The sequence below is a fragment of the Cohnella sp. WQ 127256 genome, from assembly GCF_024519285.1.
Classification (GTDB): domain Bacteria; phylum Bacillota; class Bacilli; order Paenibacillales; family Paenibacillaceae; genus Cohnella.
On sequence record NZ_JAMZCY010000007.1, the window covers coordinates 65,059 to 78,743 of the forward strand.

General features: G+C 45.9%; 8 protein-coding genes. All 8 read left to right on the forward strand.

What is annotated here, in order from left to right:
• Window positions 1-174: 174 nt before the first annotated feature.
• The 8 genes from M1K58_RS20455 to M1K58_RS20490 all read left to right on the forward strand — a co-directional run bounded on the left by M1K58_RS20455 (window position 175) and on the right by M1K58_RS20490 (window position 13,590).
• Window positions 175-1,245: a glycoside hydrolase family 130 protein gene (locus M1K58_RS20455; RefSeq protein WP_256760741.1), complete on the forward strand. Its 1,071-nt coding sequence runs from the start codon at window positions 175-177 to the stop codon at window positions 1,243-1,245.
• A gap of 12 nt (window positions 1,246-1,257) precedes the next feature.
• Window positions 1,258-2,238 (forward strand): ABC transporter permease, encoded by a 981-nt coding sequence (locus tag M1K58_RS20460; RefSeq protein ID WP_256760742.1) that lies wholly within the window; start codon window positions 1,258-1,260, stop codon window positions 2,236-2,238.
• A 23-nt stretch (window positions 2,239-2,261) separates the two neighbouring features.
• Entirely contained in the window at window positions 2,262-3,155 is an 894-nt protein-coding gene (locus tag M1K58_RS20465; RefSeq protein WP_256760743.1) for a carbohydrate ABC transporter permease, read from the forward strand.
• A 63-nt stretch (window positions 3,156-3,218) separates the two neighbouring features.
• Window positions 3,219-4,949: a DUF3502 domain-containing protein gene (locus tag M1K58_RS20470; RefSeq protein WP_256760744.1), complete on the forward strand. Its 1,731-nt coding sequence runs from the start codon at window positions 3,219-3,221 to the stop codon at window positions 4,947-4,949.
• A gap of 16 nt (window positions 4,950-4,965) precedes the next feature.
• The gene (locus M1K58_RS20475) at window positions 4,966-5,916 is read left to right on the forward strand and encodes a DUF1861 family protein (RefSeq protein WP_256760745.1); all 951 of its coding nucleotides are present in this window, start codon (window positions 4,966-4,968) and stop codon (window positions 5,914-5,916) included.
• 41 nt (window positions 5,917-5,957) lie between these two features.
• Window positions 5,958-10,877 carry an S-layer homology domain-containing protein gene (locus M1K58_RS29730; RefSeq protein WP_256760746.1) on the forward strand — a complete coding sequence of 1,640 codons (4,920 nt, stop codon included), beginning with the start codon at window positions 5,958-5,960 and terminating at the stop codon, window positions 10,875-10,877.
• A gap of 246 nt (window positions 10,878-11,123) precedes the next feature.
• Window positions 11,124-12,140: a hypothetical protein gene (locus M1K58_RS20485; RefSeq protein ID WP_256760747.1), complete on the forward strand. Its 1,017-nt coding sequence runs from the start codon at window positions 11,124-11,126 to the stop codon at window positions 12,138-12,140.
• A gap of 103 nt (window positions 12,141-12,243) precedes the next feature.
• On the forward strand, window positions 12,244-13,590 hold the full coding sequence (locus M1K58_RS20490) for a GH1 family beta-glucosidase (RefSeq protein WP_256760748.1): 1,347 nt from the start codon (window positions 12,244-12,246) through the stop codon (window positions 13,588-13,590).
• The last annotated feature ends 95 nt before the right edge of the window (window positions 13,591-13,685 follow it).

Sequence of the window (13,685 nt, forward strand, 5' to 3'; positions counted from 1 at the left end):
GCGAGTTAATAATGCTTAATCATATAAAATAGTTAATTAAAAATTACTTTACTAATTTACGTTGACAAACTAAATTACTTTAACCTATAATCGCTAACATAAGGTAAATTAAGGTAAAAAGTTAATGCCATTAACGCAGGACGTCCGGAATATGCAGGAATGGGGAGAAACGACATGACAGTCATCCGATCGAATAAAAACCCGATCATTGCGCCACGGGATGTTAGCGCTTCCAATAAAGGTTGGGAAGTCATCGGCGTATTTAATGCCGGAGTAGCTAAGTACAAGGATGAAGTGATATTGATGCTTCGTGTTGCGGAGAGACCGATAAACGATAACTCAGCTGTCTATATGACTCCGCTATATGATTCCACATCCGATCGAATGATCATACAAACAATTGCCAAAACCTCCGATTGTGATTTCTCAGACGTTAGGGTGATCAAGACGCCGGACAAAAGTTACTTAACATCGATCTCGCATCTACGGGTAGCACGCAGCAACGACGGTATTCATTTCAAGATCGATGACAAGCCAACTGTTCTACCAGGATCAATCTACGAAAGCTATGGCATCGAGGATCCTCGTATAACGCAAATTGAAGATACTTATTACATCACTTACTCAGCCATCTCAGAGTATGGCATTTGCACCGGATTGATGACAACGAAGGATTTTGTAAGCTTCCATCGCGAAGGTAACGTCTTCCATCCGGATAACAAAGACGTCGTCATATTTCCGAAGCCAATTGGCGGTAAATACTATGCGCTTCATCGCCCCTCTTGTTCTCATTACGGCAAGCCGGAGATGTGGATTGCGGAGTCAAGCGATTTGCGACAGTGGGGGAATCATCGGCACCTTGCAAGTGTGCGCGAAGGATTCTGGGATGACGGACGGATCGGAGCTAGCGCGATCCCCTTCGAGATTGAAGAAGGTTGGCTCGAAATTTATCATGGAGCAAATAAGAATAACCGCTATTGTCTAGGGGCGCTTTTATTGGATAAGAACGAGCCATGGAAAGTGATCGCAAGAAGCGAGATTCCGTTTATGCAGCCAGAGGATGATTTTGAAGTAGAGGGATTTTTCGGGAATGTGATTTTTCCATGCGGAGTCTTAGTCGAGGACAATATCGTGAAAATCTATTATGGTGCTAGCGATACCTGTGTCGGTTATGCAGAAACTTCGCTTGATCACATTAAAGCTAATCTGCATCTACAATCGATAAGTCGTCCTACGATGCGCTAAGGAGGGGCTCAAATGCAAAGGGCTCAAATGCAAACATCAGCTCAGAAGCAAACATCGGCACCACCTAAAAATAAAGAAACATTTTTACAAGAAATCCTGAAGAACCGGTACCTATATCTTCTGACTTTGCCGGGAATTGTGTTCCTTATCGTGTTTAATTATTTACCGATGGTTGGATTGTATATGGCTTTCGTCGACTATAATCCGATGAAAGGTCTTTATGGGATGAAGAGCGAATTCGTGGGACTGGATAATTTCGAGTTCTTCTTCAGCTCCGGAGATTGGTTAGGGATTACATTCAACACCCTTTACTTAAATAGCTTGTTCATTATAACGGGCCTTGCTGTTCAAATCTTCATGGCTGTTGGCTTAAACGAGATTGCTGGGAACAAATTTAAGAAACTAGCACAATCGTTTATGTTTTTACCTAACTTCCTGTCATGGACTGTTGTATCTATCTTCTCCATTGCAATATTTTCTACGGATACAGGTGTTATTAACGGGATATTGAACGCTATGGGACTGGAATCGATTAACTTCTATCAGGATGCTTCAACTTGGCCTTTCATTCTAGTGATGCTGAAGCTATGGAAAGGAGTCGGGTTTGGGACAGTTATCTATCTTGCAACCATTTCAAGCATGGACCAAGAGATGTTCGAAGCCGCCAAAATCGATGGAGCTACAAGGCTCCAATCTATTATTTACTTGACGCTTCCGATGCTCAAGACAACAACGATTATGCTACTGATCCTCTCGGTTGGAGGCATATTTTACGGTGACTTCGGAATGATCTTTGCTCTGATCGGGGATAACCCACTGCTTAGACCAACAACAGATGTAATCGACACCTATGTATACCGGGCGCTTCGAATGAACAATGACATTGGAATGTCCTCTGCCGTGGGTTTGTTCCAAGCCTTTGTTGGATTCATACTTGTTGTCTCCGTTAATGCGATTACTCGTAAAATGTCGAAGGATTCTGCACTGTTCTAATTAGGAAGAGAGGAGGTACTAAGATGAATTACAAATCCTTCGGGGATCGAACGATGCTATTCGTGTTCTATCTGGCGATTGGTCTATTCGCTGCAATGTGTGTAATTCCGATGTGGATTGCCTTGATGGCATCCTTCACGAACGAGCTTGAGCTCATTCGTAATGGATACAGCCTGTGGGTTAGAAGCTTCGATCTTACAGCCTATCAATTGATATTCACAGGAACGACTAGCGTCTATCGTGCTTATGGGGTTACCGTACTGACCACAATAGCAGGCGTTATTCTCACGGTATTCCTAACTAGCTCATTTGCTTACCCACTTTCGGTTAAATCGTTGAAATATCGAAATAAGCTGACTTTCTTCTGTTACGTCACGATGGTGTTCAATGGTGGGCTGGTGCCTACTTATATATTGACAACCCGTTTCCTACACATGCAGAACAGCATCTGGGTGCTCATCATACCGGCAGCTCTTAACGGATTTAACGTTTTCCTTATGAAGAACTACTTCGCTACGCTTCCCGATGCTTTAGCAGAATCCGCAAAGATTGATGGGGCAAGTGAGGTGTACATTTACTTTAAAATTATCCTGCCTCTATCGATGCCGATTCTGGCGACGATTGGTTTGTTTGCGGCAATTGGGTATTGGAATGAATGGTTCCGCGTGCTTCTCTTCATTAGCGAACAGAAATTGTTTACTTTGCAGTTTCTAATCATGAGGCTACAGCAACAGGCAGAATTCCTAAATTCCTCGCTAAGCGCCTCAGCTAGAGCTGCACTAGGAGGCCAGATGGTGCCGACCATCGGGATCCGCGTAGCGACGGCGATGGTATCGATCGGTCCTATCATTCTGTTATATCCGTTTCTTCAGAAGTATTTCATTAAAGGCTTAACGATTGGTGCCGTGAAAGGCTAATTAAGGCTATTACCGGCTTAGCCGGTTAGCATAGAATTGAAATTAAATTCGGGAGGTTTAAGGATGTATAAAAAAACGATCAAAAGCACTGCGTTGGCCATTTCGCTTATTCTGCTGCTATCCATCTTGGCGGCATGCTCTAAAAATGAGAAAGAGAGCTCCAATTCACCAAGCGCATCGTCGCCTCCAGCGTCAGAGTCAGCTTCGGTATCTCCAGCTCCATCCGAATCAAGTGAGCCTAGTGAGTCTGCTAAGGCACCTCCAGAGGAAGTTACGTTAGAATTTTTCATGCCATCGGGAACAGCGGACGTGAATGATCTGCAAGCCGTGCTTGACCAATTTTATACGGAAACCAAAGACACCCTGAACACGAAAATCAAATTTAACTTCACGACCTTCGATAACATTGGTCAACAGGTGAGCTTGAAAATTGCAGGCGGAGAGCAAGTGGACAGTGCATTTACGGCCCAATGGACCGCACCGAATATCAATCAGATGATTGCAAAAGATCAATTGGCTAACTTGGACTCTTACTTTAATAATGATAAATTTCCCGGACTTAAGAAAGCGTTTACACCTGAATATCTTAAAAATAATAGCTTTATAGACGCCAAAGGCGAGTCACATATTTACGGTATACCCTTCACACACGGATTCGATGGTGGCGGAGTGATTTACTACCGCAAAGACCTTGCAGAGAAATACGGAGTTCCAGAGATTAAGTCTGTTGCAGATTTAACGAAATTTTATGATGGAGTATTGGCCAACGATAAAGGGATGATCCCGCTATCTTGGAACGGGAATCAGGATTTAATTTCCGATACCTTACTCACCATGGTCCAACCGCTTACCGAGAAGCATAATTTTGAAACAAATGTAGCGGGTACAAACAGCAGTATCGCCATTAAACCGGATGGTACGGTTTATGTTGCTAAGACGGTTAATCCATGGAATGATCCAGAGTTTATCGGACTACTTCCTGATGCTCTGAAATCGGTAGATCCGTTGCAAGGTTATAAGATGGCTAGGGATTGGTACAAGAAAGGTTATTTGGAAAAGGATATTTTGGCTCAGAAGGATCCGGATGGTCAATTCATGTCGGGTAAAGCCGCTTCGGTCGTTCGTACCCTTGATATCTATGCTTCCGAGAAGCAACAGCTCGAAACAGCAATACCTGGATCTAAATTGGGCTACTTCATCATTAACCCAGGCTATCTTAATGGAACAGCTAAAGCGGTAGGTAGTGACTTCAAAGCTTGGAATTTTGCTGCTCTTCCATCCAATTCTAAGAACATTGAACGTACGATGCAGTTCTTTGACTGGTTATTTACGAATCAGAAAAATCATGACTTGTTCGAATTCGGCATCGAAGGCAAGCACTGGACAGCTGAAGGGGAGACCAAATATTCGATTCCTGCTGGTGTAGATGCGGCTAGTAACTATAATTTCCCTGGCTTCACACTTTCTTGGAACCCGACAATGGTACGCTACGATGCTTCTACTCCAGACGATGTTGTCACGACATTAAACAATCTCGGAGATACGAATTTCTTCTTCAAGAAGCTCACGGCCGGCTTCAACTTTGTAACGGACAACGTGAAAAATGAAACTGCGAAGCTGAACGACGTGAAATCTCTCTTAAGATCGATTGGTGACGGGGTATCCGACGACATTGAAGGTACGTTGTCTAAGGTGCAGAAGGATTTCGACAAAGCTGGGTATGCGAAAGTACGTGAAGAGCTAGAGAAGCAATTTAACGAGTTTCTGAAAACAAATCCGTATGAGGGTCAATAAGGAACGAGGACTAGGTATGCAACAACAACAAATCGGTTATCAAACTTGTGCGGAATTGGTAGAGGAATTCAATCGTTCAGCTATAATGAATGATGGACAACAAATATGCTTTGACGGCGTTGCGGGTAAAGACGTATACAATATCACGGCAGCGTTTATGGACCGGGGGAGCTTGATCATTGCGGGCCGGGTGGAAGGACGGATGACGGAATTGTCGAACGTTCTTTTCTTCCGGCAGCAAGGGGACGTTTGGACGCCACATCCTGATTATCCGATTTATGAGCTTCAGGATCCTTTCTTAACGCGGATTAAGGGAGAGCTTATTTTCGGTGGCGTAACCGTCATTAAAGATCCTCTCCATCCTGAGAAAATCATTTCTTGGGTGACTAGCTTCTACCGAGGACAGGATGTTCTAAGCTTGAAGCCCTTCCTAACGGGTCCAGCTAGAATGAAGGATGTCAGGCTGGTTATGCTTGCGAGTGGTGAAATCGGCGTGTTGTCCAGACCAGGTGGCTTGCTGGGTGGAGGACCGGGTAGCGTTATTGGCTTCACTAAAGTTTCAACGCTCGAAGAGGTAACCGCGGACATAATTACGAATGCACCAAGGTTCGATAACCAGTTCTCTCCGCTAGAGTGGGGTGGGGGGAACGAGTTACACTTATTGGCTAATGGTTACGTGGGTGTGCTAGGTCATATTGCCGAGTTTGACGGAATCGATCGAAGGTATCATGCCATGACGTTTGCTATTAATCCTGAGACTTCAGAAGCTTCACCTATGAAAATCATCGCAATACGCAGTAGCTTCCCGGCTGGTGCAGCCAAAAGGCCAGATTTGCAGGATGTCATCTTCAGTGGTGGCATTCTGCGCAAGCCTGGCGGTCTAGCAGAGCTATACGTTGGGGCGAGTGATGCGGAAGCTTACCGGATTGAGATTGCAGATCCGTTCTTGGAATATGAAAGCCTTTGAGATGGATTAGGTTTGAATGGTTGGATTAAGGGGGGATGATTGTGAAACGGTTAGTCGCTCTTCTATTATCTATTTTGTTGTTAATCCCAGTGTTTACGCTTCCCGCTAGTGCTGCATCGGGGGATACGATTCAGGTTACTTATGCCATTGACAATGGTGATTTCAGTCAAGGATTGGCAAGCTGGGACAACAACAACACGACCGGAACAACCGATAAAATTCGCTCGGAGCATTATATTGAATTGAAGCCGGGTGCGGCTATCTGGCAGCCGCTTGCCATCACTAACGATGCTAGCGGGCCAAGCGTGAATGACGCCGTCTATGCCAAAGTGTACGCTACGCTAAGCAGTGATGTCACGACAGATGACAATGTGCTTATTCGTTTGGTGGCTGGTGATCAATTAGCTGAGATCGGCAATCTGACCGGAATTTCGCGTGAGACGCCGGTTGAGTTGACATCCCAGTTCAAAAATTTGAATGGAAGGATTCCATCCAATCAGGAGCAGCTTTGGATTGAACTACATAATGATACGGCTGGAATCATAGAGGTAACAAAGGTAGAGGTTTGGGGCGTTGACGCCGACAATCATACGAAGCCCTATTCGGTACCGAACGGAGATTTCTCGAAACCATTCGGCAGCGATTGGGAAAGTAACGGGAAGGTGAGTCTCGGAACAGGGGCATACCTCGAACCAGGTGCGGCGGCTTGGCGCAACATCTCGATTGGCAATACACATACCGCACCTCAATCCGGTGATAAGGTTAACGTTAACGCAGGCCTTTACGTTCCCTCTACCGTTAACCGAACGGATGGCGTGTTCGTTCGCTTAAATGATGGTCAATACACGTTACAGGATATGAACGATATTGCCGGTACTGCACGTGGCAAATGGTTCGTTGCAAATGGTCATGCAATCAACAATGAAGGGGTCATAAGAAACGGAGCAACAGAGCTATGGATCGAACTGCATAATGAGACGAATGTTCCCGTTCGGCTGAAAGGATTAACGATAACAGCGGAGAGAGCTGCGGCATCTATATACGACTTAAATGGTGACGGTGCGGTTGATGAAGCGGATGCGACATGGTTAGGTGGTCGGATTGCAAGCGGTCTGTTTGACGCTGCTGCGGATTTCGATAAGGATGAGCAGCTGACCGCGAAAGATCTGTCGTACTTTAACAAATTTGCTCTTCATCATAACGATGAGTTTTATCTTAATATGAAGCACTTCACCTTCATGAACGAGAACGTTACGATCGATGGCATTCCGATGATGGTTACCCATCTGTATTCAGAACCGATAGATCGGAATGACTTGTCCAAAGGCTACGCATGGGTGGGAGATCCGCAAGAAGGATTTGCGGCAGTAGATGACGTGTCGCGAGCGGTTATTGCTTATGCAGAGCATTATGAAAAGTACGGTGATGAACTCAGTTACGATAAGGTGAAGCGTGGTCTCGAATTCCTAATGTGGATGCAGTACAGCGATGGGGATTTTGATAATTTCGTTGTGAAGGATCTCGATGGTACGATCAGGCACAAGGACAGTGCATCCTCGCAGAAGAGCTTCAGCTGGTGGGCAGTTCGCTCCTATGAAGCTTTCGCGACAGCACTTCCGAAGCTGAAGACGGAAGACTCTGATTTGACCCATCGGGTGAAGGAGCGTCTTGCTCTTTGTCTGAAACGACTGAAGGAGATGACGGACCCTTCCTATGGTCAATATACCGAAGTCGACGGTGTACGAACGGCTAAGTGGCTGTTACTCGGAGATACTTGGCTCACCTCTACCGCGATTAATGCACTGGCAGAACACAATAAAGTAGCGGAGAACGAGTCAGTCAGAGCCGTCATTCAGGAATCTGTCCGCAAGCTGGGAGAAGGACTGGCGCTGGCCAAGTTCGGTGATTTCCGGGACTTCCCATATGGGGGATTCATGCATCATTATGAAGGCGTTCCCGGGATGTACAATTGGGACGAATGGAACAGCATCCAGGTGCGAGCGATGGCATTCGCTGGACAGATTGCCAATCAACCTGCTTGGATCGAAATGGCGGAGCATGCGTCGGACAGCTTCTTAGGAGACCTGCTGATCTCAGGTCGCGCAGAGACGATGCATCCGAATAAGAAGTCGTATCCGCTTATCAATTATGGAACGGCTAGCTATGTTGATAATTATCTTGCACTGTATGAGGTGACAGGCAAGGAGAAATATGCGGCGCTTGCTGGACTTGCTGCATCCTGGTGGACGGGAAACAATGTACGCAATGTTCCGATGTTCAACGAAGCAGAAGGTTATGCTTATGATGGAATGTCAGATACAGAGGTGAATATCAACAGCGGTGCCGAATCTCTGGATGAAGCGATTCGCGCCCTTGTAAGGGTACTGGATAATCCGATCGCCAAGTCCTACTTGTACGCTCGGAAGACAGGGGCACTGCAAGCTAAGACGGTGGAATTGGAGGAGCTATACAAAAGTGCTGCCGATCCTGATGAGAGAATGTCATTCCCGAACAGTGATCTAAATGATCCAAATCTCGCTCTCGTCAAGCAGGATGCTGACTCAGGTGCAGATGAAGCTAAAATTTATGAGGATGCTCTAGCGTTAGCTGGTGTGCAGGAACTTTATCCGGGTTGGACAGGGGCTAAATCGATATTTGTGGCTGCGACGGGCTACAACAATATTCGGCTGTTTAACGGTGGATTTATCAAGACTGAGCTTCCGGTGGGCGAGGCAGACGGGAGCTTCCATGTCGGAGATGCGGTGAAGCTAGAGTTCTCGGCGAGAGTTGAATTCGATACGTCCTTGACAGCCGAGGTTTACGCAGTGTTAGCTAATGGGGATAAAGTAAAGGTTGCCGATGCCAATGATATGAACTATCACCCTCGAACCTGGTATGCGGGAGCAAGCTCGGTGAAAACGACGCCAGTCGCCAAGATCCCAGAGGGAGCAGTGAAGCTGGAAATCGGATTTGATGTTGTTTCCACAAAAGTACCCCCACAAGAAGGGTATGCCATGGTGACGGAAGCGAAGCTCTACAAAATGAGCGTACCGGAAATTCGGTACTCTAACACGGATCTTTCCGGATCTAGTTATGTGCAGATGCCTGCGGGACAACAGAAATCCTTCGACATCGAGGTGCCGAAAGCTGGAAAGTATGATGTGATGCTAAGCTACGTCCCAAATCCGAATGCGAAGGTAAAGATCGGATTTGATAATCTTGAACCGCAGACGGTTTCCTTGAAAGGTTCAGTTATCGATGATGTTCAAATCAAACGAATTAATACGGTGGAATTGCCGCAAGGAACTGTAAGCTTAAAGCTAGAAAATCCGGACCTGCTCGTACCGGCAGATATTGACGCTCTAATTCTTTATCCGCAGACATCGTACGCAACATATGCTTTGCTGAATGGCGGATCTGTGGAGGTGCTCCGTGATAGTGTGACTGGATCTCTAACAGTCGGAACTTCGGAGCAAGTGGACAGTAGGCATATCATTTCGTTGGATATTCCGAACAACGTTGTGAAGGCGGGCTCTAGCTTGAATGCCAATGGAACTGTGAAAGGGTTGGATGGCACACCAGTTCCTAACGAGAAGGTAACCGTTCTGGTTGCTGGTCGATCGGTAGTCGCATTGACCGACTCTACAGGAAGCTTTGCCGCATTGCTAGGGATTCCATCCACATGGACTCCTGGACAATACCGTTTGAGGGCAAACTCAACGTTTGGAGAAGCGACGAGTAGTGTAACGGTTGCGAAAGCAGATAGTGGGACATCTGGGTCAACTGGAGGTTATGGAGGATCCAGTGTTGGTGTAACAGCACCGGATGTACCAGGAGTATTTGAGGTGAAGAAGGAGCTTCTTCAATCTCAATCGGATGGAGCTGGAGCCATCCGAATCACGATACCCGTAGGGATAAACACCATTCGGATAGCACAAGGAATACTGAAGGATGCGATGTCCCACACGATCGAATTAGTAGGTCAAGAAATCTCTATTACGCTTACGCCTGACATTCTGGCCGAACTATTCGAGCAAGCAACAACCGCAGGATTGAACAATTGGACGCTCTCCCTTGCGTTTATAAAGGTAGAGGAAAAGGCTGCGACAGATCTAATTCAAAACCTCGCGCCACAAGTCAAGGCGAAGCTGCGACAGGGAAGTAACCTTTACGAGTTAAAGTTAACAATCGTACAATCTGATCACCCTTCCTTGGACATTCAAACTTTTGCAACGCCTATCTTGATTTCTTTGAAGATTGGGACAGAAGTCAATTCCTCCTTATCTGGGGTCTATTTCATAGACAATAACGGAAGAAGGTTGGAGTATGTCGGAGGAAAGGTCAAGGCTGGCTTTATACAAGCAAGCGTGAGTCATTTCAGCAAATATGGCGTACTGGAATACGAAAAAACATTTCAAGATGTGCCAGCTTCACATTGGGCATATGCATCCATTACCGAGCTGGCGGCCAAACATATCGTTAATGGAGTAACCGATCAGGTATTTGGTAAGGATTTATCCATGACACGCGCTGAATTAACATCCTTGATCGTTAGGGCATTCGGCTTGCAGAACCCCGACGCGAAACAAAGCTTTACAGATGTGAGTGAGAAGAGCTGGTATTCGGCAGATGTTGCATCGGCTCTACAAGCAGGTATCGTTGCAGGCAAAACAACAACCACATTTGCACCGCAAGCAGCGGTTACCCGCTCAGAAGTAGCGGTCATCCTCATGCGGGCGTTGAAGCGACTATCGGCAACGGTTCCTGTTGGTGAGGGTTCATTGAATCATTTTGTTGATAAATCCGATGTTTCCCCCATGTATATCGATAGTTTATCGCAGAGTGTCGGAGCGGGACTGCTGAAGGGAGATCACAATCATCTTCGTCCTAACGACGTCATGACCCGGGCAGAAGCGGCTATCGTGCTCTTGAAGCTTCACAACATTTTAGAATCACAATAGAATGGGATTTGTTCATAACGTGAGATGCGACTCGATAGAGGTTCACTTTGACAAAAGTGGCCTCTCTCGGGTCTCTTTGCTATGTTGTCGAGAGGCAGCTATTTATGAGCTGTTTCAATGGATAAGCTTGGTATTTATTATGCAACCTAAAGCGATTGTAAGTCGTTGTTAGAGATAGGATGTATTATCCGACCGTTACATATAAGCCTGTAAACAGGCCGGTCGCCTACTGGGAGGGTACTTGTAATGAATTATCGTATGACTCTTATTGGTTCTATTCTTGTTTTTTCTATTGTTTTAAGCGGCTGTGGTGCCAAAATTACCGACTCCGAGAATCCTTCTGCCTCATCTTCTCCATCCGCTACGATTGCTCCTGAACCGACCGAAACTTCGTCAGCGACACCTGGCGTGGAGTCTAATGAATTGATATTGAAGCAATTCCAGGCTCAAGCACTTGCTAGTCCATCTGCGGATGAATTGATGGCTTCTTTTAAACAGCACATTGAAGCGGTGCAGCCTGCTCAAGCAGATGAGTTGGTCCGTACTTTAGAATCCTATTACGAGAAGAACTTGCCCGAAATGGGGAAGAAGTTCGAATCCTCTAATATACAAGAGAAGCTGGCTGCATTAGATTGGCCGATTACGTCAGCGCAAATCTCAGAGATCAAAGAGGAGACGATACGTGAGCTTGCCGAACAAACATTAGCAGGAGGATACAAGCTGGTTACTGCGGAAGGCTTTATTTTCCCAATTGTAGATTACGATAAGATGCTATCCTATAGCGATAAAGTAACAACGGAGATGGGAGCTTATCTTAATCTTATGGCAACGGAATCAGACCAAGCAACGGCTAGCGATGGAGGGCTTGTCATTACATGGGACGAGTTGGCATCTCGAACGCTCGCGGCAGAAAGCTATGTGGTCACATTCCCTGATTCTCCAGAAAGAATTAAGGTTGAGAATCAGTTCATGAACTACTTGAGCATGTATTTGATCGGGCTCGACAATACGCCAATCTTTGATTATGAAACCTTCACCCTTCTGCCAGATGTCAAAAAACAATACGAGCAAATGGTCGAATCCCATACAAAGACGATTACGGGACAATTGACGGAGCAATTTCTTGGACTGCTGAAGGACTCCAAGGACGCAGTGTTCATCAAAGACGTAAAGGGAACACAAACGGACATACCAGCTATGAAACAATTCCGCGAACAACTCAAGTCATCCGCCCATTCAAAGCTTCCCTCCAGTAAGAAATAGATATAGAAATGCCAAAATCGCATAGCAGGAGTTAAACGGTTTCTAGCGAATTCTTAAGCTTAGAAACCGTTTTCTGTCATTTCACTTTTTGGAGGGATTAGCATTGGCTAGAATAGATTTTCCTAAGGATTTTGTTTGGGGGACGGCTACGGCCTCGTATCAGATTGAAGGAGCTTATGAAGAGGATGGACGTGGACCTTCAATATGGGATACCTTTTCCAAGACCCCTGGTAAAGTGTTCAATAATGACAATGGCGACGTCGCTTGTGATAGCTACCATCGTTATGAAGAAGATGTAGCTCTGTTGAAGAAGCTGGGCGTAAAGGCTTACCGTTTCTCTATCGCATGGCCACGCATTTTCCCACAAGGTACGGGGGAAGTCAACGAGAAGGGCCTAGATTATTACCGTAAAGTCGTCGATGCGCTCATCGCAGCAGGCATAGAGCCTTGCGTCACTTTATACCATTGGGATTTACCGCAAGCGCTACAGGATAAGGGCGGCTGGGACGATCGCGATACGATCGATGCTTTCGTGAAGTATTCCGAGGTGATATTCAAAGCCTTTGACGGTAAAATCAAGCAATGGATCACCTTCAACGAAACGTGGTGTGTCTCGTTCCTGTCCAACTACATTGGTGCCCATGCACCAGGAAACACAGATCTTCAATTGGCCATTAACGTAGCTCACAACTGCATGGTTGCCCATGGCGAAGCGGTTAAGAAATTCCGTGAGCTAGGTATCCAAGGAGAGATCGGTACGACGCACAATCTGTACTGGTTTGAGCCCTATTCTAATTCCCCAGAAGATGTAGCCGCAGCTCATCGGAATCGGGCATACAATAACGAATGGTTTATGGAGCCCACTTTCAAAGGGACTTACCCGCAATTTATGGTGGACTGGTTTAAGAGCAAAGGAGCGACGATTCCGATTCTGCCCGGAGACATGGAGTCAATTTCACAGAAAATCGATTTCATTGGTGTTAACTTCTACAGCGGTGGGTTCGGACGTTACAAGAAGGATGAGGGATTATTCGACTGCGAAGAGGTTCAAATTGGCTTTGACAAGACCTATATGGACTGGAATGTCTATGCAGACGGGTTGTATAAGGTACTGAAGTGGGCACATGAAGAATACGGCGACACACCGATTTACATTACCGAAAATGGAGCTTGCTACGAGGATTCATTGACGGAGGACAACCGAGTACAGGATGTTCTTCGTACAGAGTATTTCCGGAAGCATTTTATCCAATGTCACCGTCTTATTGAGTCAGGAGTGCCGCTTAAAGGTTACTTCGCGTGGTCGTTGCTTGATAATTTCGAGTGGGCAGAAGGCTACCGCAAGCGCTTCGGTATCGTTTATACGAATTATGAGACGCTAGAACGCCATCCGAAGGACAGCTATTATTTCATACAAGACGTGATCAAGAATGACGGATTTGAAGTGTAAAATAAAGAGAAATGACCGGAGTGCACTCGTATTCCGGTTTTTTCATTGTCTTCAATAAACGCGTGTTTACTAGAGGTTTCCTCCGAGGACATTTT